At 68.9% G+C, this 23,985-nt stretch carries 13 protein-coding genes; 8 read left to right on the top strand and 5 right to left on the bottom strand.

The features are described 5' to 3' along the window. Positions 1–162 precede the first annotated feature (162 nt). The 8 genes from DEIMA_RS04900 (at position 163) to DEIMA_RS04860 (ending at position 12,117) form a co-directional block, all read left to right on the top strand. A complete protein-coding gene (locus tag DEIMA_RS04900) occupies positions 163–1,119 on the top strand; it encodes a COX15/CtaA family protein (RefSeq protein WP_013556125.1) in 957 nt (318 codons plus the stop codon). Next, on the top strand, positions 1,116–2,024 hold the full coding sequence (locus DEIMA_RS04895) for a heme o synthase (protein ID WP_013556124.1): 909 nt from the start codon (positions 1,116–1,118) through the stop codon (positions 2,022–2,024). The genes DEIMA_RS04900 and DEIMA_RS04895 overlap by 4 nt, the downstream gene beginning before the upstream one ends. 157 nt (positions 2,025–2,181) lie before the next feature. Beyond that, positions 2,182–3,297 carry a cytochrome c oxidase subunit II gene (gene coxB / locus DEIMA_RS04890; RefSeq protein WP_013556123.1) on the top strand — a complete coding sequence of 372 codons (1,116 nt, stop codon included), beginning with the start codon at positions 2,182–2,184 and terminating at the stop codon, positions 3,295–3,297. Between the two features lie 9 nt (positions 3,298–3,306). After that, entirely contained in the window at positions 3,307–5,739 is a 2,433-nt protein-coding gene (locus DEIMA_RS04885) for a cbb3-type cytochrome c oxidase subunit I (RefSeq protein ID WP_013556122.1), read from the top strand. A gap of 105 nt (positions 5,740–5,844) precedes the next feature. Beyond that, the gene (locus tag DEIMA_RS04880) at positions 5,845–6,513 is read left to right on the top strand and encodes an SCO family protein (protein ID WP_013556121.1); all 669 of its coding nucleotides are present in this window, start codon (positions 5,845–5,847) and stop codon (positions 6,511–6,513) included. A 131-nt stretch (positions 6,514–6,644) separates the two neighbouring features. Beyond that, positions 6,645–7,640 (top strand): Holliday junction branch migration DNA helicase RuvB, encoded by a 996-nt coding sequence (gene ruvB, locus DEIMA_RS04875; RefSeq protein WP_043816475.1) that lies wholly within the window; start codon positions 6,645–6,647, stop codon positions 7,638–7,640. A 131-nt stretch (positions 7,641–7,771) separates the two neighbouring features. Next, positions 7,772–9,532 (top strand): DNA primase, encoded by a 1,761-nt coding sequence (gene dnaG / locus DEIMA_RS04870; protein ID WP_013556119.1) that lies wholly within the window; start codon positions 7,772–7,774, stop codon positions 9,530–9,532. Next, complete coding sequence (locus tag DEIMA_RS04860) at positions 9,529–12,117, top strand: GGDEF domain-containing phosphodiesterase (protein ID WP_013556118.1); 2,589 nt, start codon at positions 9,529–9,531, stop codon at positions 12,115–12,117. Before dnaG ends, DEIMA_RS04860 begins: the two co-directional genes overlap by 4 nt. A gap of 12 nt (positions 12,118–12,129) precedes the next feature. Here DEIMA_RS04860 and DEIMA_RS04855 read toward each other — a convergent pair whose 3' ends face one another. The 5 genes from DEIMA_RS04855 to DEIMA_RS04835 form a co-directional block, all read right to left on the bottom strand. Next, positions 12,130–12,651 carry a YqgE/AlgH family protein gene (locus DEIMA_RS04855; protein WP_013556117.1) on the bottom strand — a complete coding sequence of 174 codons (522 nt, stop codon included), beginning with the start codon at positions 12,649–12,651 and terminating at the stop codon, positions 12,130–12,132. 88 nt (positions 12,652–12,739) lie between these two features. After that, positions 12,740–15,199, bottom strand: a complete 2,460-nt coding sequence (gene lon, locus DEIMA_RS04850; protein WP_013556116.1) for an endopeptidase La — start codon at positions 15,197–15,199, stop codon at positions 12,740–12,742. A 360-nt stretch (positions 15,200–15,559) separates the two neighbouring features. Next, complete coding sequence (locus DEIMA_RS04845) at positions 15,560–16,252, bottom strand: S4 domain-containing protein (RefSeq protein ID WP_013556115.1); 693 nt, start codon at positions 16,250–16,252, stop codon at positions 15,560–15,562. Positions 16,253–16,326: 74 nt separating this feature from the next. Then, positions 16,327–19,224, bottom strand: a complete 2,898-nt coding sequence (locus DEIMA_RS04840; protein WP_013556114.1) for a DUF11 domain-containing protein — start codon at positions 19,222–19,224, stop codon at positions 16,327–16,329. Next, on the bottom strand, positions 19,221–23,984 hold the full coding sequence (locus DEIMA_RS04835; protein WP_013556113.1) for a porin family protein: 4,764 nt from the start codon (positions 23,982–23,984) through the stop codon (positions 19,221–19,223). Before DEIMA_RS04835 ends, DEIMA_RS04840 begins: the two co-directional genes overlap by 4 nt. Between the last annotated feature and the right edge of the window lies 1 nt (position 23,985).

The raw sequence follows: 23,985 nt of genomic DNA, 5'->3' as shown, positions 1-23,985 counted from the left end.
CGCGCCCGGCGCGGGGACAATCGTACGCGCGGCGTCCGGGGGTGGGGGGTAGACTTGGGCGTTAAGCGCCGAGATTCGCCGGCGTTCGGGCGGCTTGTCCGGGCGGGCCGGGCGGCGCGGAGGTGAGGCGTGGACGGTGGCTTGAGGAGCCAGAGGGGCGTCATGTGGGTCGGCCGGTGGCTTCCGGCGCTCGCGTGGGGCGTACTGGCGTACAACATTCTGGTGATCCTGTGGGGCGCGGTCGTGCGCATCACGGGCGCAGGGGCAGGGTGCGGGGAGCACTGGCCGCTGTGTAATGGCGTGGTGGTGCCGCAGAGTCCGACGCTGCACACCATCATCGAGTTCTCGCACCGGCTGACCAGCGGCCTGTCGGGCCTGCTGGCGATCAGCCTGGTGGCGCTCGCCATGCTGACCCGCCCGAAAGGCGATCCGGTGCGGTTGGGCGCGTGGCTGTCGCTCGCGCTGATCGTGCTGGAGGGCCTGGTGGGCGGCGTGCAGGTGCTGCTGGGCCTCACAGCGAACAGCACGAACCCGGCGCGGGGGTTCGTGCAGGGCGTGCACCTCGCGAACACGTTCGCGTTGATGGGCGCGCTGCTGCTCACGGCGGTGTGGGCGTCGGGCGGGCGGCCGGTGCGGCTGCGCGGGCAGGGCTGGCTGGGCGCCGCGGCGCTGGTCGGGCTGCTGCTGATGCTGGTGCTCGGCATGGCGGGCGCCGTGACGGCCCTGGGGGACCTGCTGTTCGCGCCCTCGAACGGCACGCCCGTGGACACCGTGAAGCATGACTTCCGCACGACGGCGACGATCATCGAGAACCTGCGCGTCGTGCACCCGATTCTGGCGTTCGTGACGAGCGGTTACCTGCTGTGGTTCGCGGGCCGCGCGCGCGAGGCGCGTGGTGAGGGCGTCACGCGCTGGCAGTACGCGCTGGGGGGCATCATCGGCGCGCAGATGCTCGCGGGCTTCGCGAACGTGGTCCTCAAGGCGCCGGGATGGATGCAACTGACACACCTGCTGCTGGCGTGCATCATGTGGCTCGTGACCGTAATGCTGACCTATTCCGCCCTTACTGCGCCCGCACGCACCGCGTCGACGGCGCCCGCCACGGGGGCGCGCGCATGACCGCCGCCACCCCCCTGCCGGAGCGCGCGACGTGGCGTGACTACCTGGCGCTCACCAAACCGAAAGTCATCAGCCTGCTGCTGTTCACGACCATCACGGCCATGTTCATGGCGGCGCGCGGCTGGCCCGGCTTCACGCTGCTGCTCGTGACGTCCGTCGCGGGGTACATGTCTGCGGGAGCGGCGGGCGTGTTCAACATGCTCATCGACCGCGACATCGACCTGAAGATGGCGCGCACGGCCTCGCGCCCGACCACCAGCGGCAAGATCAGCCCGCGCAACGCGCTGCTGTTCGGCACGGCGCTGATGGTGATCGCGTTCGCGCTGCTGTGGGCGTTCGCGACGCCGCTCGCCGCGTGGATGAGCTTCGCGGGCTTCCTGACGTACGTGGTGGTGTACACGCTGTGGCTCAAGCGCACGACGTGGCACAACATCGTGATTGGCGGCGCCGCCGGCTGCTTCCCGCCGCTGGTCGGCTGGGCGGCGGTGACGGGCGACCTGAACCTGTTCGCGTGGTACCTGTTCGCGATCATCTTTTTCTGGACGCCCGTGCACTTCTGGGCGCTGGCGCTGATGATCAAGGACGAGTACCGCGAGGTGGGCGTGCCGATGCTGCCCGTCGTGCACGGCGACAAGCTGACGGTCGCGCAGATCATCCTGTACGCGGTCCTGACCGTGGTGCTGTCCGTGATGCCGGTGCTGTTCGCGGAGGTGTCGTGGCTGTACCTGCTGAGCGCCCTGGCGTTCGGCGCGCTGCTGCTGCAGCGTTCGTGGGTGCTGTACCGGCACGTCATGGCCGGGCACCGCGTGGAGCGCAAGGTGGCGGTGCCACTGTACCTCTACAGCATGCTGTATCTGGCGCTGCTGTTCCTGGCCGCTGCCGTGGACCGGGCGGTGCTTTCATGAGCCGGCCGGAAGGCCTCTGGCGTCGCGCGTGGTGGGGCCAAACGCCCTATGCTAGGTGCGATAGAAAGGAGTGATGTTGAACACTTTATCTCGCCGACTGCCACCGCCACGGCACGCGGCCCTTCTGGGCCGCGCCGCTGCGCGGTGGGCCGTCCCGTTGGCGCTCACCGCCCTGGGGGTGGCGCTGGCCCAGCCGCAGAGTCCGACGAAACAGGTGCTGTCCATCGGCGACCTGAACTCCGGGTACAACCGTGAAGTTTGGGCGATGAGCATCTGGGCGATCGCCTTCTCGATCATCATCTTCATTGGCGTCTCGTGGGCGCTGTTCTACACCGTCGCGAAGTATCGCGAGCGGCCGACCAGCACCCACCAGGCCGAGGACTTCCACGGGAACAACAAGCTCGAGGTCGCCCTTGTGGGCGTGCCCGTCATCATCGTGGCGGTCCTGTGCGTCCTCACGGTGAAGAGCATGGCCGTGCTGAACCCCACCCCGAAAACCGCCGTGCCTGTCGACATTGAAGGCCGTCAGTTCTTCTGGAACTTCCGTTACCCGCAGGCGAAGGTGGACACCGCGCTGGTGTCCAACGGCAACGAGCTGGTGCTGCCCGCAGGCCGCCCCGTGGCGCTCACCATCACGGCCGCTGACGTCATCCACGCGTTCTGGGCGCCGAACCTCGGCGGTCAGCGTGACGCGATCCCGACCGTCAAGAAGACCTGGCAGGTCAACAGCGACAAGCCCGGCGTGTACCAGGGCAACTGCAGCGTGCTGTGCGGCGCTTCGCACGCCAACATGCGCTTCAAGGTCGTCGTGCTTCCCCAGGACCGCTTCAACACCTTCATTCAGGCCGCGCAGGCGTACAAAGCGCCGACCCCCGCAGCGGGCAGCGCCGAAGCGCGCGGCGAGGCGCTATTCCTCAACGGCAAGAACGGCCAGGGCTCCTGCGCCGCCTGCCACCGCGTGCAGGGCACCAACGCCGCCGGCGTGAACGGCCCGGACCTCAGCTTCTTCGGCACGCGCCGCACCCTCGGGGCGGGCATGTGGGAAGGCGACAAGGCCCGCGAGATGCTGCCCACCTGGATCAAGCACAGCAAGGTCGTCAAACCCGGCAGCCTGATGCCCAGCTACGACGGCACGCAAGAGAACTACCCGGCCCTGACCGACGCCGAACTCGCGGACCTCAGCGCGTACCTGCGCTCCTTGAAGCTCCCCGAGCAGGCCGACTACTGGCAGGGCGTCGACCACAACACCGCCTTCTGGGGCGAGAAGAAGTAAGGAGCACGCATGGCTGTTCAAATGCCGTCCCAGAGTCACAGCAGACGCGGACCGCTTGACGTCGTCTGGGACTACATGACCACCACCGATCACAAGAAGATCGGCCTGCTGTACATCATCACGTCCATCGTGGGCTTCGCTATTGCGGGCCTGCTGGCCGTCGCCATCCGCGCGCAGCTTGCCGTGCCGGACAACACGCTGCTCACCGGCAACGCCTACAACCAGGTGCTGACGATGCACGCGGCCATCATGATCTTCTTCTTCCTGATTCCGATTGGTCTGTTCGGGTTCGGGAACTTCTTCCTGCCGCTGCAGCTCGGCGTGCGCGACGTGGCCCTGCCGCGCGTAAACACCTTCGCGGTGTGGCTGTTCATCTTCTCGATGATCCTGATCATCTTCGGGATGTGGAACGGCGGCGTGCCCGGCGTCGGCTGGACCTTCTACTACCCGCTGAGCGTCGACGCGAACCAGACCGGCGTGGCCGTCATGATGGTCGCGCTGATCCTCAACGGCCTCGGCTCGCTGCTCGGCAGCGCGAACTTCGCCGCGACCATCGTGAACATGCGCGCGCCCGGCATGAGCCTGTGGAAGATGCCCATGTTCTGCTGGAGCATCTTCGCGACCAGCCTGCTGCAGCTCGTGTCGCTCGGCGGCCTGACCGCCGCGGCGCTCGTCACGTACCTGGAACTCAAGCTTGGCCTCAGCATGTTCAACGGCGCCATCGGCGGCGCGCCCGTGCTGTTCCAGCAGTTCTTCTGGTTCTACTCCCACCCGGCCGTGTACGTCATGCTGCTGCCGTACCTCGGCATCGCCGCGGAAATCGCCAGCACCATGGCCCGCAAGCCGCTGTTCGGTTACCGCGTGATGGTGTACTCGCAGCTCGGCATCGTGCTGGTGTCGCTGCTCGTGTGGGTGCACCACATGTTCGCCGTGGGCCTGCCTGAAGCGTGGCAGATCGCGTTCATGATCGCGACGCTGATCGTGGCCGTCCCGACCGGCGTGAAGATCTTCAACCTGATCGGCACCCTGTGGGGCGGGCGCATCATGATGCGCACGCCGACGTACTGGCTGGTCGGCTTCATCTTCAACTTCCTGATCGGCGGCATCACCGGCGTCAGCCTCGGCATGATTCCGTTCGACTACCAGGTCACCATGAGTTACTACGTGGTGGCGCACTTCCACAACGTCATGATGTTCGGCACGGCGTTCCTTGCCATGGGCGGCCTGTACTACTGGTGGCCCAAGATGACCGGACGCTTCATGAACGAGAAGACCGGCCTCGTGCACTTCTGGCTGTTCATGGTCGGCTCGTGGCTGACGTTCCTCCCGCAGTACTTCCTCGGCCTGCTCGGCATGCCGCGCCGCTACTACACGTACCCGGAAGGCAACTTCCTGTGGAACGAACTGAACCTCGTGTCCACCATCGGCGCGTTCATCCTGCTGGCCGGCGGCATCGTGTGGGTGTGGAACATGCTGCAGAGCATGCGCCAGCCGATCACGGCGTCCCCGAACCCTTGGGGCGGCTTCACGCTCGAGTGGACGGCCGCGAGCCCGCCCGAGGAGTACAACTTCGCGCACGACTTCCCCACCACCTTCCCCAGTGAGCGTCCGCTTGCCGACTGGGAGAAGAACGGTGACAAGCTCAAGCCCGTCGATCCCAAGAGCATTCACCTGCCGGTGAGCAGCCCCTGGCCGTTCCTGACGGCGTTCGCGCTGCTGCTCATGGGCTACGGTCTGAGCTTCGGCTGGTTCACCGGCTGGCACCCTGACGTCAACCCGCACACCCCGAACCCCTTCGCGAGCGCGGTCCTGTACGCCAGCATCCCGCTGTTCCTGTGGGCGCTGTTCAAGTGGGCCGGCACCCGCGAGTACGACGTGCCCGTGGCGCACCACCACCTCACGAAGTACAGCAACGGCTTCATGGGCATGGCGTGGTTCATCATCAGCGAAGTCGGCCTGTTCGGCGTGCTGATCGCCGGGTACGTGTACCTGCGCGTGAAAGGCGTGGCGGTGCCCCCCGCGGACCGTCCCGCCATCTGGCTCGCGTCGCTCAACACCCTGATCCTGGTGGCGAGCTCCTTCGTGATTCACAGCGCGGAAGGTGCGGAGCGTCAGCACAAGATGAGCCGCTTCCGTCTGGGCCTGTTCATCACGCTCGTGCTGGGCGCCGTGTTCACGCTGTTCCAGATTTACGAGTTCTCGAAGTTCGGCGCCGAAAGCAACTGGCAGGAGAACCTGTGGCAGGCGTGCTTCTTCATCATTGTCGGCCTGCACGGTCTGCACATTCTGATCGGCGGCACGGGCGTCGCGCTGGTGTACTACCAGGCGATGACCGGCAAGATGGACAAGCACAACCACGGCAGCACCGAGGCCGCCAGCCTGTACTGGCACCTCGTGGACATCGTCTGGCTGTTTATCGTGGCGATCTTCTACGCCTGGTAACCCGGGGCTTTGTCAGGAAGGGGGCGCGCCGTTTGGCGCGCCCCCTTCCTTGTGGCGTGCGCGTGCAGGACACCTCTCCCCTGCCCTGCGCGGTAGCGTGCGCGCATGAAGTGGCTCACGTGGATGCTGGTGGCGGTCGCGGTCGTTCTGGGGGGCGTGCTGGCGTACCGGCAGTTCGCGCCGCAGCCCCTGCGGGCGGGCACGGCGCTGGACGCACGGCCCGCAGTCCCGGCCGTGTCGGTGCTCACCGAAGATGGGCGCGCGGCGCGCTTTACGGACGGGGCGGGGCGCGTGCGGCTGGTGTTCTTCGGGTATACGCACTGCCCGGACATCTGCCCGATCACGCTGGGTGTGCTTGCCGGGGCGTACAAGACCCTGACGCCTGCGCAGCGTGCGCAACTGCGGGTGGATTTCGTGAGCGTCGACCCGCTCGTGGACCGGCCGGACGTGGTCCGCGCGTACCTCGGGAAGTTCAACCCGGACTTCCGTGGGTTCACGGGCACGAGCGCGAACATGGTGGCGCTGCAAAAGGCGTTCTTCGTGTACGCCCGTTCGGACGCGCCGCCGGCGGCGAGTGAGCATGCCGCGCACATGTCGCACATGGCCGGCATGGCGAAGTCCGAGGCGGAGGCGAGTGGGCCGGCGACGCTGGTGCACAGTGATCAGGTGGCGGTGGTGAGCCGCGACGGGCATTTCGTGCGGGTGTACGACGGTCTCGCGGTGACGCAGGGAGAACTCGCGCGGGACCTGCCGGCGTTGCTGCGGACGTACTGAGCGGGGGCGTGGGGCGGCCGGGGCGGTCGCCCCGGCCGCTCTGCTTGCTCCTGGCGGTGGTTCTGCGGTGAGGAGTCGGGGTGGCGCCCAGTCACACACTCCTATTTCGCAAATAGCGTAACATGGTGGGTATGACGGAAGCGCCGGATCTCGCCAACCGCCCCAAGCGCCTGGAAGACTACGTCGGCCAGGCGCGGCTCAAGGAGAAACTCAGCGTGTACCTGCAGGCCGCCAAGGCCCGCCGCGAAGCGCTCGACCACACGCTGCTGTTCGGCCCCCCCGGCCTCGGCAAGACCACGCTCTCGCACATCATCGCGTACGAACTGGGCGTGAACATCAAAGTCACCAGCGGCCCCGCCATCGAGAAACCCGGCGACCTCGCCGCGATCCTCACCAACAGCCTCGAAGAGGGCGACGTGCTGTTCATCGACGAAATCCACCGCCTGGGCCGCGTCGCCGAAGAGCACCTCTACCCCGCCATGGAGGATTTCAAGCTCGACATCGTCCTCGGGCAGGGCCCCGCCGCCCGCACCATCGAGCTGCCGCTGCCGCGCTTCACGCTCGTGGGCGCCACCACCCGCCCCGGCCTGATCACCGCGCCCATGCGCAGCCGCTTCGGCATCATCGAGCACCTTGAGTACTACACGCCCGAGGAGATCGCCCTCGGCCTGATGCGTGACGCCACCACCCTCGACCTGGGCCTCGAACTGGACGCGGCCATGGAGGTCGGCGCGCGCTCGCGCGGCACCATGCGCATCGCCAAGCGCCTGCTGCGCCGCGTCCGCGACTACGCCGAGGTCGCCGGAGAACGCCGCATCACCAAGGAACGCGCCGAGGACGCCCTCGACAAACTCGGCCTCGACACCGCCGGCCTGGACGACCGCGACAAGAAGTACCTGGAGACGCTCATTCACCGCTTCGACGGCGGCCCGGTCGGCGTGGACACGCTCGCCACCGCCATCAGCGAGGACGCCCTCACGCTCGAGGACGTGTACGAGCCGTACCTGATCCAGCTGGGCTTCATCAAACGCACCCCGCGCGGGCGCGTGGCGACCGCCGCCGCGTACGACCACCTCGGCCTGGACGTCGTGCGGCTGGACGACGAAGGCTTCTCGTTCGTCAACTGAGGCTCCACCCCGAAGGGGACGCCCACCTCCGGGTGGGCGTCCCCGCGGCTGTCTGTGCTCTGCCTCTCTTCGCAGAGCGCCGGGGGCCGCCGTACACTGAGGGTCTAACCTCAAGGAGGAGGTGAAACCCGGTGGGTACCAAAGAGGACGTTCGCGCCAGATTGAACATCGCCGAACTGATCGGCGAATACGTGCAGCTCACGCCCGCCGGGCGGGGCCGCCTCAAGGGTTTGTGCCCGTTCCACAAGGAGAAAAGCCCGTCGTTCCAGGTGGACGTGGAGCAGGGTTACTTCTACTGCTTCGGCTGCAAGGCCGGCGGGGACGCGTTCAGTTTCGTGCAGCGCGCCGAGAACCTGAGCTTCGGGGACGCGCTGCGTAAACTCGCGGAGCGCGTCGGCGTGGCCGTCGAAACGCGGTACGGCGAGAAGCAGAGCCGCGACCTGTACGACGTGAACGCGTTCGCCCTGGAGTACTTCCGGGAGCACCTGGGCGGCGAGGGCCTCGCGTACCTGCGCCGCCGTGGCCTCACGGACGAAACCATTGAGCGCTTCGAGCTGGGCTTCGCGCCCGAAGGGTGGGACGGGCTGCTCAAGCGCGCCCGCACGCGCGGCGTCCCGGAGCGGCAACTGCTGGAAGCGGGCCTGCTCATCGAGAACGAGACCGGGCGGGTGTACGACCGCTTCCGGAACCGCGTGATGTTCCCCATCCGGGACCACCTAGGCCGCCTTGTGGGCTTCGGCGGGCGCGTCCTCGGGGACGAGAAGCCGAAGTACCTGAACACCCCGGAAACGGACGTGTTCAAGAAGGGCGAACTGCTGTACGGCCTCGACAAGGCGCGCGGGCAGGTGCGCGACGGGGGCGAACTGGTCGTCGTTGAGGGGTACATGGACGTCATCGCCATGCAGCAAGCGGGGTTCACCACGGCGGTGGCGACGCTCGGCACCGCCCTCACCGCGGAGCACGCCACGCTGCTGGAACGCCAGGGCGTGCGCCGACTCGCGCTGCTGTTCGACCGCGACGAGGCCGGGCAGAAAGCCACCCTGGCCGGTCTGGATCAGGTGGTGGGCGCACGCCTGAACGTCCGCGCGCTCAGCGTCCCGAACGGCAAGGACCCCGCCGACGCGATCCTCGCCGGCGAGATGGACGCCCTGCGCGCCGCGCTCGCCGGCGGCCTCGACGAGGTCGCGTACCGCGTGCAGTCCGCCGTGGAGGCGTACGGGGTCGCCACGAGCGACGGGAAACGCAAGGTGCTGATGAGCCTGCTGCCACGCATGCAGAACCTCGACCCGCTGGACGAAGGCGCGAGCCGCATGCGCGACATCGCCTGCGAGCGGCTCGGCATCAAGCCCGAGGCGCTGCTCGACTGGATTTCCTCCAAGGCGAAGCGCAAAACGCTCTCCAAGACGCAGCTGGCCGGCATGAGCACGCAGCGTCACGACGAGGACCGCGAACTGGCCCTCCTGAAGCAGCTGCTGATCGACCCGACCCTCCTCGCGAAGCTCGACGGGCACGTGCCGTTCCACAACGAAACGGTCCGCAAGGTCGTGCTGGCCGCGCGCGGCACGCGCCGCTCCGAGGAGGTGCTGGAGGTGTTCCGCGGGCAGCCCGAGGAGCAGCTGCTGATCCGCCTGATGTTCGAAGCGCGGGACGCGGGCGCGCACTCGCGCAGCGCCGCCGAGCAGTACGAGGAGAAACGCACCGCGTACGCGGCGCAGGCCACGGATGAAATTCAGATTGCGCTGAGCATCGACCAGCTGCGCGCGGAGGTGGACGCCCTGAAGAAACAGGTGCTGGGCGCGCCGCCCGCCGAGCAGCTGGGGCTGCTGCGGCAGATCAGTGAGTTGCAGCGCGCGATTGAAGCGGAGAAGCGCGCGCGCAAGATGCACGCGTGACCCCCGGCGACCAGTTGGCGCGGGCGGCGGCGCTGCTGTCGGCGCACGCGCCCGGCGGGGAGGTGCTGGCCCTGAGTGGCGGCTTGGTGTACCGGGTGCATGCGGGCGGCACCGAGGCGACCGGCGCGGCCACGCTGGAGGTGCCGGACGCCTGGCTGGACGCCGGGCACCTGCACTGGGTCATGCGTGCAGGCACGCTGGTGGGGCTGCTGCACACGCCTGACGTCCCGGGCGCGGCGCTGACCGGGGCACTGGAGGCGCTGCTCGGGGCGCCGGACCGCCCCGCCGCGCCCGGGGACGTGGAGGGCGGCGTCTGGCTGCCTGACCTGCCGGTGGCGCTCGCCCTGACCGACGCGGACGGGACGGTGCAGCAGGTGAACCACGCCTGGCTGACGCTGCTGGCCCTGGAGCCGGGCGCGGCGACCGGAAGTGACATTCGCGCGTACGTGCCGCAGGCGCGCGCGGCACTGTTTGAGCGTCGGCAGGCGGCGCTGCCGCTCGCGCGCGCGGCGCTCGTGGGCGCGGGCCGGGCGGGACGGTCCGTCCGCGGCACCGTGCGCCCCGCCCGGGGAGGTCTGGTGTGGGCGCTGCATGACGCCACCGACGAGGCGCTTGCGGACGATCAGGTGGACGCCGTCCTGCAGGCCGTGCCCGGTCCCGCCGTGATTGCTCAGGCCGATGGGCGGATCGTGCGGGCGAACGCGGCGTTCCGGGCGCTCACCCCGGCGCGCCCGCGGACGCTGACGGACGCGCGCGTGTGGGGGGGCCTCCCGAGTGCGCGCGTCCGCGACGCCCTCGCGGAGGCCCTGGGGGGCGTGCCCGCCACGCTCGCCGTCACGCACGCCGGGCGGGCGTACGACGTGCGCTTCTGCGCGTCCGCGGGCGGGCACGCGGCGGTCCTGTGGGCGGACCGGACCGCCGCGAACGCGCGTGACCGCGCGCTGCGCGCCGCCGAGGCGACGCTGGACGCCGTCCTGAGGGCCACGCACGACGGTGTGCTGCTGCTCGATCCTGCCGGGCACGTCCAGCGCGCGAACCACGCCGCGCAGGAGCTGCTGGGGGTCGATCCGGGCGGCCTCACACCCGACACGTGGTCGGCACGGACCCGGTGGCCCGCCGGGCACGCCGCGCCGCCAGCCGTTGTGGCCAGCGGCGGCACGCTGCCGCCGGAGGAAATTACCCTCACGCCGCGTGCGGACGCGCCCCGGCACCTGCTGGTCCGCGCCGACCCGCTTCCCGAGGATTTCGGCGGCGTGGTGGCCCTGCATGACCTCACTCCGCAGCGGCGCAGTACGTTGCAGTTGCAGCAGCGGGCGACCAGCGACCCGCTCACGTCTGTGGCGAACCGCGCGCACTTTCTGGAGCGGCTGGACGGCACCCTGCGGGACGCGCCCGCCGCCGTGATGGTCGTGAGCGTGGACGGATTCCGGGACGTGCAGGCGGTCCTCGGGCCGGCCGCGGCGGACCGCCTGCTGGTGGAGGTCGCCGCGCGCCTGCAGCGGCTTTTCCGTGACCGCGACCTGGTGGCGCGCCTCGCGGAGGATACCTTCGCGGTGCTGCTGTGGGGCGTGCAGGACCCCGTGAATGCCGCGCGGGTCGCGCAACGCGTCCACGCGGCGATGCTGCCCACCTTCCGGCTCGGGCGAACGCCGACCACGCGCACGGCGAGCGTGGGGCTGGCCCTCGTTCCGGCCGGGGCGAACGCGGAGGGCAGCGTGCAGGACGCCCTGACGGCCCTGCGGCGCGCACAGGGTCGCGGCGTTGGGGGCACGGCCCTGTTCGAGGCGGGCATGCACGAGGCCGCGCGCCAGGAGCTGGAGCTGCTTGAGGATTTCCGCGCGGCCCTGCGGGACGAGGGCCTGGAGCTGCATTACCAGCCTATCCTGCGGCTCGCGGACGGGCGGGTGGTGGCGTTCGAGGCGTTCCTGCGCTGGCCGCACCCCACCCGGGGGCTGCTCAGCCCGGACAAGTTCCTGCACGTCGCGGAGACGGGCGGGCTGAGCCGCGCGGTGGGCCTGTGGGTGGTGCAGGCCGCGACGGCGCAGCAACGCGCGTGGCGTTCAGCGCACCCGCACCTGCGCACGCGCATGAACATCAACCTGAGCGTGCGGCAGCTGCTGGACACGCCGCTCGTGTCGGACCTGGTGACGCACGCGCGTAGCGCGCCGGACCTGGAGTTCGAGGTGACCGAGACGGGGTTGCTGGACAGCGGCAGCGCGGCGTTCGGGACGCTCGACACCCTGCGGAACTTGGGGTGCACGCTCACGCTGGACGACTTCGGGACGGGCACGTCGAGCCTGACGTCGCTGGAGCGCGTGGCGTTCGACCGCCTGAAGGTGGACCGGGCGCTCACGGCGCGCGTGACGGGCAGCGAGCGGCAACAGCGCATCGTGGGCGGCATCGCGCAGCTCGCCACGCAGCTCGGCATGAGCGTCATCGCGGAGGGTATCGAGACGGCAGCGCAGCTGCAGGCGCTGCGGCACGCGGGGTGCACGCACGGTCAGGGGTTCTTGTTCGCGCGGCCCCTGCTGCCGGAGGAAGCGGTGGCGTTCGCGCTGACGGACGCGCCCGAAGCGAGCGGGTAGGCGCCGGGCAGGTTACGCCTGGGCGCCGCCGGGGACGATGGTGTCGGGTTTCACGCCGATGAGTTGCATGGCTTCGGCCCAGCGGTCCTCGGCGGGCGTGTCGAACACGAGGTGCGCGCCGTCCTCCACCCACAGCCACGTGCCGTTGCGGAGTTCCGCGTCGAGCTGTCCGGGTTGCCAGCCGGCGTAGCCGAGCAGGAGCATGAAGCGGCAGTCGTCGCAGAGCACGCCGTCGAGGACGTCGAGGCTGCTGGTGGCGTAGAGGTTCGGGCCGAGGCGCATCTCGCCGGCGCGGCCGGTGGGCTTTTCGTAGATGCACCAGCCCACCTGCGGTTCCACGGGACCGCCCACCCAGGCGCGCTCCTGGCGGCCCTGCGCGAGCGGCAGCAATTCCCCGATGGCAAGTTCGGTGGGGGCGTTGATGACGAGGCCCATCGCGCCAGTGTGGTCATGTTCGAGCAGCAGGATGACGCTCCGCTCGAACATCCCGCCGTTGAGGTGCGGGCTGGCGACCAGGAAGGTCAGGGGAACCATACGCTTCACCTTACCTGAGTGGCATGAGCAGACGCACGCGAAAAGCCCCCGCCCGTGTTCATGGGCGGGGGCTTTGCAGGGCTGGGGGTCAGGCGCTGGCGGCGCTGTCACGCGCGGCTTTGCGGGGCTTTACGGGCGCTTTGGGGGCCTTTTCGGTCTTGCCTTCGAGGGCGGCGATGCCGCCGACGATGGCCACATCGAGCACCTGATCGACGGTTTCGCAGACGTGGAAGGTCATGCTGGTGCGCAGGTGCGCGGGGATGTCGCGCAGGTCACCTTCGTTGGCTTTCGGGAGGATGATGTGCCGGATACCAGCGCGGCGGGCGCCGAGCACTTTCTCCTTGAGGCCGCCGATGGGCAGGTAGCGTCCGGTGAGGGTCATTTCGCCGGTCATGGCGACGTCGCGGCGGGCGGGGATGCCGGTGAGGGCGCTGATCATGCTGGTGACCATCGCGCCGCCCGCGCTGGGGCCTTCTTTAGGGATCGCGCCGGCCGGGACGTGCACGTGAATCTCGCTGTCGTCGAGGCGTTCGCGGGGGATGCGGAAGCGTTCCGCGTGCGTTTTGGCGTACGTGAGGGCGGCGCGGGCCGATTCCTTCATGACGTCGCCGAGCTGGCCGGTGAGGACGAGGCCCTTGCCGGGCATGATGCTGGTTTCCACGAACAGGATATCGCCGCCGACGGGCGTGTAGAACATGCCGGTGCTGACGCCGACCATGTCTTCGCGCGCTTCGTGCTCGGGGAGGTAGCGGGGCTGGCCGAGGTAGCGTTCGAGTTCCTTGTCGGTGACCTTCGCGCGTTTCAGTTCGCTGCTGGCGATGCGGCGCGCGACCTTGCGGGCGACGGTGCCGATCTCGCGTTCGAGGTTGCGGACGCCGGCTTCGCGGGTGTAGTGCGAGATGAGCTTCTCGAGGGCCGCGTCGGTGATCTGAATCTGGTTGGCTTTCAGGCCGTTCGCGGTGATCTGGCGGGGCAGCAGGTAGCGCTTGGCGATCTCGAGTTTCTCCTGCTCGATGTAACTGCTGAAGTCGATGACTTCCATGCGGTCGTACAGCGCGGGCGGGATCTGCTCGGGGTAGTTCGCGGTGGCGATGAACATCACTTCGCTCAGGTCGAAGGGGACGCCGAGGTAATGGTCGGTGAAGTGCTGATTCTGGCTGGGGTCGAGCACTTCGAGCAGCGCGGCCGAGGGGTCGCCTTGGTAGCTGCTGCCGAGCTTGTCGACCTCGTCGAGCAGGACGACGGGGTTCTTGGTGCCGGCGGCGCGCAGACCCTGGATGATGCGGCCGGGCATCGCGCCGATGTAGGTGCGGCGGTGACCGCGGATGTCGCTTTCGTCACGCGCGCCGCCCAGGGCGATGCGGACGTACTTGCGGCCGAGGCTCTTGGCGATCGACTGCGCGATGCTGGTCTTGCCGACGCCGGGAGGGCCGGTGAACACCAGAATCGGGCCTTTGTTGACGTCCTCGGTGTTGATGTCGCCGCGTTCGGCGCGTTCCTGGCGGAGGCGGCGCACGGCGAGGAACTCCAGCACGCGGTCCTTGACCTTTTCGAGGCCGTAGTGGTCCTCGTCGAGGGTGTTGGCGGCGTCTTGCACGTTCAGCTGGTCTTCGCTGCGGGTGTTCCACGGCAGGTCGGTGACCCAGGTGAGGTAGGTGCGGATGACGCCCGCTTCGGCGGCGTCGGGGTGCATGCGCGCGAGGCGGTTGACTTCGCGGTCGATTTCCTTCTTGACTTCGGGTTTCAGGTCGAGCGCGTCGATCTTCTTGCGGAATTCCTCGGCTTCGTCGGTTTCGCCGTCGTCGCCGCCCTGGAGTTCCTTCTGGATGACCTTCATCTGTTCGCGCAGGTAGTACTCGCGCTGGTTGCGGTCGATTTCTTCCTTGACCTGCTGGCGGATCTTCTGCTGGACCTGCAGGACTTCCTGTTCGGCGTCGAGCAGGGTGAGGACCTTACGGAGGCGGTCGGTGAGGCGCGCAGCTTCGAGGACGGCCTGCTTGTCCTCGACCTTGAAGTCCATGTTGAAGGCGATGTGGTCGGCGATTTCGCCGGGATCGTCCTTGCCCTGAATGGTCTGGACGGCTTCGGGGCTCATGAACTTGCCGCCCTGGATGAGGTGCTCGAACTTGTCGTTGAGTTCGCGCACGAGGGCCTGCAGTTCGACGGCGTCGCCGGTTTCGGTGTCGAGAGGGGTGATGTCGCCGCGCAGGTACGCGCCCTTGGTGTAGTTGCTGACGCGGGCGCGGGCAATGGCGTTGACGAGCATCTGGACGGTGCCGTCGGGGTTCTTGCGGACGCGCAGGACGGTGCAGGCGGTGCCGACGTCGTAGAGGTCGGTGCCGGCGGGGTCGTCGATGTCCTTGTCGCGCTGGGAGACGATCAGGATGACTTTGTGTTCACCCATGGCCGCTTCGATGGCTTCGATGCTCAGCGTGCGGCTGGCGTCGATGTGCTGGACCATGGTGGGGTAAATGACGCTGCCGCGTACCGGGCAGACCGGGACGTTGGCGGGCAGCGGGGTGTGGCTGTGGATGGTTTCGGTGGGCATGTTCATAACTCCTTTCGCCCAAAAAACTTGAGTCTGAGTATATCAAGTTTCTGAGGTGTCCACAAGGGCGGGAGCGCTCCGCCAAACGGCGTACAACCGCGCCCAGACGCTGATCACACCGCCATTCACGTCTAAACCCAGCCTACTCGCCGGACCTGACAGAAACATCACGCCCCACCTGATGAGGCGTTCATACACGGCCACCCCCCACAACGCTCCCAGCCGCACGCCACCAGCCTGCAGTCCCCACCGGACCCGGCACCCCCCAGACCCACTCCACCCCTCAGCACACGCAATTCTGACGCGCTCAGCGTGCAGGCGCATTATCATTGCGCCGCCACGCCACAGCGTGGCGCGTGCTTAACGGTGCACGTCGAGTTCCACCTTGAAGTTCCCCCGGCGCGTCTCGTTCACCACCCGCTTGAAATCAATGCGCCCCAGCCCCTCCGCCGACAGGCTGTCCCCCTCGCGGATCTCACTGCTCGCCCGCGCCACCTGCCCGTTCAGGCGCACCTTCCCCCCATCAATCCCCTGCTGGAAGTACGCCCGGCTCACCCCGAAGCCCTTCGCACCGACCACGTCCACGCGCATACTCGGCACGACCACCTCACGCAGCTTGTTCCCGCGCCCCGCGCTCTCCCCCACTTCCTCCACGCTCACGTCCCGGCCACCCAGGCTCGTCAGGTCCGCCAGCGTTCCCGCCGCCTTCCCCGTCGCCGCCACCAGGAACGACCCGCGCTCCTCGCGCACATCCCCCAGCTGCTCCTCGGGCAGGCCGAGCTGCCTCAGCTGCACCGCGAAATCCTGCACGTCCCAGCCCGGCACCTCCGGCATGAACCGCAGCACCGTCACCCCCGCATCCACACTCGGAATGTGCGCCGGATGCAGCGTCAACACCACGCGCCGCGCGTCCGGGAACCCCCCCGCGATCACGTGCCGCACCTCATCATCCGCGAGCGCCCGACGATCCAGGTCATCCGCGTCCATAAACGCGGTGCGCACCACGCGTCCACCGCGCGCCTGCGCCACCAGCTGAGCCACTTTCTGTTTCATGACGGGAGTGTAGCAAGCGTGCCCAGACCATCCCTGAGCGGAATGGCCTGGGCACGCACGCCCCGTCAGGAGGCTTACTTAATGCTCGCGCGGAAACACACGGCCGCCTGCGCTCCCGCCGCGAGCGTCGTGGGCCCCACGTTCATGCCCGCACTCGACAGGCTCGCACTGTCCGTGTCCGCGCTGGACGACGTCAACGCCGTCCCTGTGGGCGTCCCACTCCCTGCCGCCACGCCGCCCGTCACGTACAGCACGCCCAGGCCCGCGCCGTAGCCGTCCAGCAGCGCCGCCGTGTTCGCCGGCACCGCGTCACGCAGCGTCAGGCCGCGCGCGTCCCCACCGCCCAGGTTCTGCGCCGAAATGCAGTACTCCAGCGTCTCCCCCGGCTTCCCGTCCGCCGCGAGCGCGAACATGCCGCCCCGCGAGACGTTCCGCACCAGCTTCGAGAGCTTCACGTACACCGTGTTCGTCTGCGCCTGCGCGGCGTTGTTGCCCGCGTTCGTGTCCGGCGTGTCCGACGTGAACTGCGCCGTGTTCGTAAACGACTTCACTCCACCCTCAATGGCCGCGCTGGACGGCGCCGTCACCACCACCGTGTACGACGCCGTCGCGTTGACCGCCAGCGTCGCCACGGGCGGCCACGTGAGCGTCCCGTTCGTGCTGGTGGCTGCCGGGCTCGCACTGACGAACGTCACCCCCGCTGGCAGGGTGTCCGTCAGCTTCACGTTCGACGCCGCCAGCACCCCCGCGTTCTTCAGCGTGATGGTGTACGTCACCGTCCCGCCCGCCACGATGGACGCCGGGCCGACCTTCGTCACCTGCACGTCCGTTCCCGGATTGCAGCCGTTCAGGGCGCGGATGATGTACGCGAAATCATCCGACTGGCCGCTGGTCCCACCCGCGTTCGGCTGGTAGCGCACCTCCACACTGCTGACGCCCGTCACGGACGCCGGCAGCGTCACGAAGCTCTTCAGCAGCGCGTAACTATTCGGTGCGTTCTGCGCGTACCGGTTGCGGTTCAGGCTGGTCGTCGAAACCGTCGCGCCATTGCTGGCCGTGATGGTCGCCAGCCCGTTGTACCCGCTGGTCGTGGCCAGCTGCGCGTACGCCGTGCCGTTCACGTACAGCGTCAACGTGGCCACGTTCGAACTCGTACCCACACCGTTGTTGAACGCCCAGTCCATGTCCACGATAAACGCCCCGCCGGCCCCAACCCCTTTCGTGTACGCGCCGGCGTTCACCGCCAGCGGCACCGTCGTCGTCGCCGCCGCCGTGTCATTGTCCTGGAAGCCCGACAGCGTCCCCCCCGACAGGAGGTTCGTGGTCGCGCCCGTCGCGCACGTGGCCGGCGCTGTCGGCGCGGCCGTCACCGCATTCGTGCTCGACGCGCAATGCATGTTCGTACAGGCACTCCCGGGTGTAGGGGCCACGCCGCTGTTGTACGGGTCGCCGCCGCCCCCCACAGCCGCGAAGTTCGTGACGCTCGACGCGGCGTCCGGCGCGACAATTACCGGCAATGTAAAGGTGCTCGTCGCCCCGGTCGCCAGCGTGCCCGTCCCGGTGCACGTCACGGGCTGCCCGCTCGGCTGGTAGGCGCCGCTCTCATCCGGGTACGTGCACGTCCACGAGACGCCGTTCGACGTGCCACGTGACTGCCCGCTCAGACCGGAAATCCCGACGCCCGCCGGGAGCTGATCCACGACGCTCAGCGTCCCCATGGTCGCCACGCTGGACGCCGCGTTCGTAACCGCCAGCGTGTATGTCGCCGTCGAGCCGACCGCGAGCGAGCCCGTCAGCGTTTTCGTGAGGCTCAGGCTCGGCGGGCTGACCGTGAACGTCGCACTGGCCGCCACGTTGTTCCCCACCGACGTCTGCGCGTCCCCCGCTGCCACCGTGTTCGTGTACACGCCCGTCGCCGTTACCCGCACCCGCGCCGTGATGGTACACCCATCCACCGGCAGGGCTGTGTTCGCCGCGAGCGTGAGGGAGGTGCTGGTGCCCGTGACCTTCCCGGCGGGGCAGGTCGTCGTGAAGCTGTCCACGGTCATGCCGGCCGGCATGGTGTCCGTGAACGCCGCGTATGTGTAGTACTCCGCCTTGTTGGTGTTGCCGATGGTGAGGGTCAGCGTCGTGGTCGCCGGGAGGGCCGTGGCCGCCGTGGGGCTGAAGCCCTTGCTGATGGCGGGCGTGTCCGGCACTTCAGGGCAGGTGGCCAAGTCCACCACATTGCTGATGGCCGAGGTTTTCAGTGTCAGAGTGCCCGTTGACGTATTAACGCTGTAAATTCCGGGCTTGGTGGTGTCTGTGGTGCTGATATAGAACGTGCCTGTGACGGGATCGACTGCCAAGCCGTTCACACCGCCGTTGGCCGGCACGAAGTTGGCACCGTTGTAGGTCAGGCGAACAGGCGAGCTCAGGACGGCGCTGGATAAGTCGAGCTTGTAGAGGGTCGCTTCGACCGTTCCGTCAGCGAGCTTACGGTCCAGAACTGCGTAGGCCTGTCCTGTAGGACTGACCGTAATATCGCCGTTGGTGGTGGAGTTGAGTGTGGCGCCTGTGAAGGCGGTATAGCCGTACGTGTTGCTGGAGGGATCGTAACGATCAAGGTACCCGTCAGGGCCGAGCATGTAATAGATGCCGTTCGCTCCGAAGGTGCCGCCGATCTCCTGGTATTGGGAGGTGTACAGCAGTGTGGATTGCTTGGTCTGCCGGTCGAACTTATAGATTTGACGGCTGGATTGGTTGGCGTAAAACAGTGTGCCGTCTTTTGTGTTCAGGGCCAGTGCGTTCGGACTGGTCACGCCTGAAGTCGAGATGGCCTGGAAGCTGTTGTCCACCGGGTTGAAGTACGCGAGGGCCCCGGTGGACTGCGCAGCGTAGATGCCGGTGCAGTAACTGGAGACGGCGCCCGCCATGCTGGAGGTTGCAAGGGCCGCCAGTGTCAGGAGGCCCTTCAGGGTGCGGTGAATCACTTGCGTTGTCCTTCGTCGAGGAGGAGGTCGAGGCGGAGGTACGCGCCGGGGCGGGTGTAAACGCTGCTGCCGACGCCATCAAAGCCTTTGAGGTTGTAGCCGACGGTGAGCCACGTGCCGCTCAGGACGCGCAGGCTCGCTTCGGCGCCGTAGCCGTACTGCGCGAAGCCGGCGGCGGGTTGCAGGAGCGCGCGAGCGTTCAGGCCGAGGCCGAGGCGGTCCGTGACGTACCAGGTGGCGCTGGCGCTGGGCTGGTACGTGAAGCTGTCGGGGTCGTTAAGGTTGGTGCGCGCCGCGAGGTTGCCGCGCACGGCGTACGTGGCGCGGTGGTATTCGAGGCTGGCTTCGCCGGTGAGTTGTGGGGTGCCGCCGGCGAGGCTGCCGGTCTGGTAGCGGGCGTAGGCGAGGCCCTGCCAGGGGCCGTCGCGGAGGGTGGTGCCGACGGTGAAGCGCGTGCCGGGGTCGCTGCCGAGGACGGTGGTGCCGTCGGTGGTGAGCGTCCATTGGTCGCTGAGGCTGTAGGTGACGCCGCCGGCGAGGACGGTTTTAAGGCGGCCCTGGGTGACGCTGAAGTCGGTTTTGGCGGTGGCGGTGAGGCGGTCCTGGGTGTAGCGGAGGCTGGCGCCGGCGTTGTAGGTGCTGGCGCCGTTCTGGACGGCGAGGGTGACGCTGCCGTTCAGGCCGAGGGTGAGGTGGTCGGTGAGGGCGAGGCTGGTGTCGGCGCCGAAGCGGGCGCGGTTGCCTTCGCCGCTTGCGGTGGGGAGGTCGTAGGCGGCGCTGAGGTTGGTGCCGCCGAGTTTGCTGTTGAGGCTGACGCTGGCGCGTTGCCCTTCGCCCCAGGTGATGGTGTCGGTGACGCCGAGGGTGACGTTCGGTGCGACCTGCACTTTGGTGGTGATGTCGGTGGTGGGTTGTTGCGTGCCGGCGCTGATGGGCTGGGCGTGCTGGACGCTGACGCTGAAGGGGTTCGCGTCGTAGCTGGCGCTGGCGACGGCGCTGACGCCCGCTTCGGTGCCGGTGCCGGCTTTGAGGCCGCCGCCGACGGCGAGGGCGCCGGTGCGGTAGCGGGCGAGGGCGGTGACGGTGCCGCCTTCGGTGGTGGTGTCGTCGGCGTTCAGGGTGCGGGTGTACTGGCCGGTGACGGTGCCGGTGAGGGCGGGCGTGAAGGCGTAGTTGGCGCTGGCGTTCACGCCGAAGCCGGCGGTGCCTTTGTTGAGGCCGTCGTAGCTGGCGTCCTGGTAGTGGGCGCTGAGGGTGGCGTCGCCGGCGGCGTAGGTGGTGCGGGCGTCGGCGGCGAGCATGACGCCGTCGGCGTACGCGCCGGTGACGCTGGCGTGCGTGGCCTGCGTGTCGTACGTGAGGCGCGCGCCGGTGCTGGTGACGCCGTCCATGCGGACGACGGCGGCGGCGGCGGTGAACGCGCCGAACGTGCCTTTGACCTGCGCGCCGTACCCGAGGGTGCGGTTCTCGCTGCGGTTCAGGACGCGGTACGTGACGTGCAGGCGGACGTCGTTGAGGTGCTCGTCGACGGCGGTGATGGCTTTGCTGAGGTACAGGACGCCGGCGTCCGGGTCGAGGGTGTAGTCGGCGTAGCGGGTGAGGGTGGTGGTGGTGACGGCGCCGGTGACGCGGTCGCGCGTGACGAGCTGCACGGTTTCGCTGTCGGGGACGGCGCCGGTGTGGCTGAGGCGCAGCACGCGGGTGCCGTCGGGGATGAGGGTGTCGTCGCCGAGGTCGCGGGGGAGCCACGCGGCGAAGCCGCTCACTTGCGGGTTGGTGCGGGTGAAGCCGCTGAGGGCGGTGGGCGTCTCGCCGATGCTGAAGACGTCGATGGGGACGGGCGCCTGGCGGTACTGGACGTTGAAGGTCGGGTGTTCGTAGCGGAACGCGACGGGGTCCATGCCCTGCAGGGCGAGCTGTTCGGTGCTGGCGTCGCCGTACGCGGGGTAGCGGACGGTGGGGTTGGCGGTGGTGGGGAGGTGCTCGTCGGTGGGCGCGCCGGTCAGTTGGCCGTCGTTGAGGGTGGCGTCGTACCCGCCGGTGACGGCGACGTACAGTTTGCCGCTGCCGAGGCGCTGTTCGGCGTACGCCTGGCCGCGGGCGCTGAGGGTGGGGTTGCCGCCGAGGCCGGCGGTGGCGCTGACGAAGCCGACCGCGACGTTGCCGCCGCCGGGCGTCGCTTCGAAGTTGCGTTCGATGACTTTGGCGCCGAGGAGTGCGCGGACCGTGAAGCGGGTGGGGGCAGTGAGGGCGGGGAGTTCGAGGGTGCCTTCGCCGTCCGTGAGGCGCACCTGGTAACTGCCGATTTTCGGCGCGGCGTCCTGCGCGGTGGGTTCGAGGGTGCTGTCGAGCGTGAGGGCCGGTAGGTCGGGCGTGAGGCCGTTCGCGTCGACGACGCGGACCTTGAGGCGCAGGGGCGTGACGCCGTCCGCTTCGAGGTTCACGGGCGTGAATTCGACGTTCACGGCGGCGCTGGCGAGGTACACCTTGATGGTCTGGTCGCCGTACGCGAGGACGTTCTCGCCCGGGCGGAGGTTCACGCCGACGTAGTCGAGGCGCACCTGGCCGGTGGTGGGGTCGAGGGTTTTCCCGCCGAGGCTGGCTTCGGTGACGGGCGCGCCGTTCACGGTGAGGACGCGCGGGTCATTCTGCGTGCCGACGACGCTGATGCTGATCTTGTCGCGCGTGCGGTACACGGTGCCGGCGAGGGGGAGTTTCAGGTCGCCGTCGTTTTCCTGCGGGGCGGCCTGCGCGGCGGGGGTGGCGGCGTCGAGGTCGGCGAGGTTCGCGTCGCCGACGAGCACTTCGCGGCGGCCGAAGGCGTACTTGCCGATCAGGGCGGGGCTGCTGAGCGTGGGGAGCGCGCCGGTGTGCGTGACGCGGTACGTGAGCAGGCCGCGGAGGCTGCCGGGCACCGTCCAGTACGCGCGGCCCGACGTGCCGATGACCGGGTCGGGGAGGGCGTGTCCTTCGAGGGTGCTGCTGCCGGGCACGTACGTGCTGCCCGCAGGGAGGGCGTGCGCGATGACAAGCTGCGTGGCGACTTTCGGCGCGTCGAACGGGATGCGGACGGTGGATTCGCGCGTGATGGCGGGCGCCGCCTGCGGCGCGGGGGTGGGCGCTTCGGCGGGCGTGGCGACGGTGAATGCAGCGCTGCTGGTCTGCACGCCTTCGCAGGCGCTGCGGAGCGTAGCCTGCGCGGTGGTGGTGTCGCCACTCTGGCCGACCACGAGGGCGGGGTAGCGAAGTTCCCGCGTCTCGCCGGGCTGCAGCGTGCCGCTGAAGGTGGTGCTGGCCTGCGCCTGCAGGTTCGCGCCGGGCTGGTCCTCGACGGTGAAGTCGGCGGGGGCGCCGCTGGCGTTCGTGACGGTGAAGCTGACGTTGACGGTCTCGCCCGGCAGGGCGCTGGGGAGGTCCGCGCGGCGCAGTTCGAGTTGCGTGGTCGACGCGAGGACGCGCAGGTCGGTCGTTTGCGACTGGCCCCACGGGCCGAGGTCCGCGCGGACCTGGGCGGCGCCGGCGAGGACGGCGCGCGCCTCAAAGCGCAGTTCGGTGGGGCGCTGCGCGTTCAGGGTGGCGGTCTTCTCGACGGCCCCGACGGGTTGCAGGTTCATGGGCAGCGAGGCGCGCAGCTCGGCGGGGAGGTCCCCGGCGAAGGCGGTGCGGGCCGTGGCGGTGAACGTGACGACGTCGCCGACGCACACGAGGTCCTTGTCGGCCTTGAGGGTCAGCTGGACGTTTGGGCGGACCTGCACCTTCGCCTGCGCGGTTTCGCCCTTGCGGACGGTGACGCTCGGTGCGCTCAGGGTCACGGCCGCGCCGGCGACGGGCGCGGCGTGCAGCGCGTACGCCTGCGCGGGCACCGTGAGTGTCTGCGTGCCGTTCACGGTGAGGGTGCGGTCGCCGACCTGGACGGGTGCGGTGGTGCTTTGCGTGCCGTTCGGCAGGACCAGTTCGGCGGTGAGGGTCAGGCGGCCGGTGGTGTCGGCGCGCGCGATGGTGAGGGGCACCTGGGCGTCGCTGCTGCGGAACAGGCTGAAGCCGACGGTGTTGCTGTACTGGCGGGCCGTGACGGGCTGGCGCAGGTACACCGTGTAGTTCCCGGGCGTTTCGGGCACCTGAATGGTTTCCCAGTCGAGCTGACCGCTGACCTTCACGGGGTACGTGTGGCCGGCGTCGTCGCGCAGTTCCGCTTCGAGTTCGGTGGCGCCGTCGCCGTCGTACAGGCGCAGGCTGAGCGGGCCGCCGTCGTTGTGGACGTTCACGGCAGGCGTCCAGTCGCGGGCGTGGACGTTCACGTTCACGCGGTCCGCCTCGACGCTGGCGCTGACGCTGTTCACGCGGACGGCGAAGGTGTTCTTCGCGTTGCCTTCGGTGCGGACCTTGAGGGTGTACGTGCCGCCGGGCAGGTCCTGGTCGAGGAACGCCTGCCAGTCGTGGCTGCCGGCACCGAAGGTCTGCTGGCGCAGCACCTGTCCGGCGTCGCCGAGCAGCGTGAAGGTCGTCGTGACGGGCTGCGCGTCGTAGTGCTCGTCGCCGTACTCGTCGGGGCTTCGGTAGTCGTCCGGATCGAGTTGCGGGCTGTACAGTTCCAGGCGGACGCGCGCGTCCATGCCGACGACGAGGCGGAGGTCCTGGTCGCCGACCGTCCACATGAGTTTGCTGCCGACGCTGGTGAGGGGCAGGCTGCTGCTGAGTTCCTGCGCGCCGGCGCTGGCGGCCAGCAGCGCCGTGAGCAGAGGCAAGGCTTCGCGGTTCACG

The sequence above is a fragment of the Deinococcus maricopensis DSM 21211 genome (genome assembly GCF_000186385.1).
GTDB classification, from domain to species: domain Bacteria; phylum Deinococcota; class Deinococci; order Deinococcales; family Deinococcaceae; genus Deinococcus_B; species Deinococcus_B maricopensis.
This window is presented reverse-complemented; position numbering and strand designations above follow the sequence as displayed.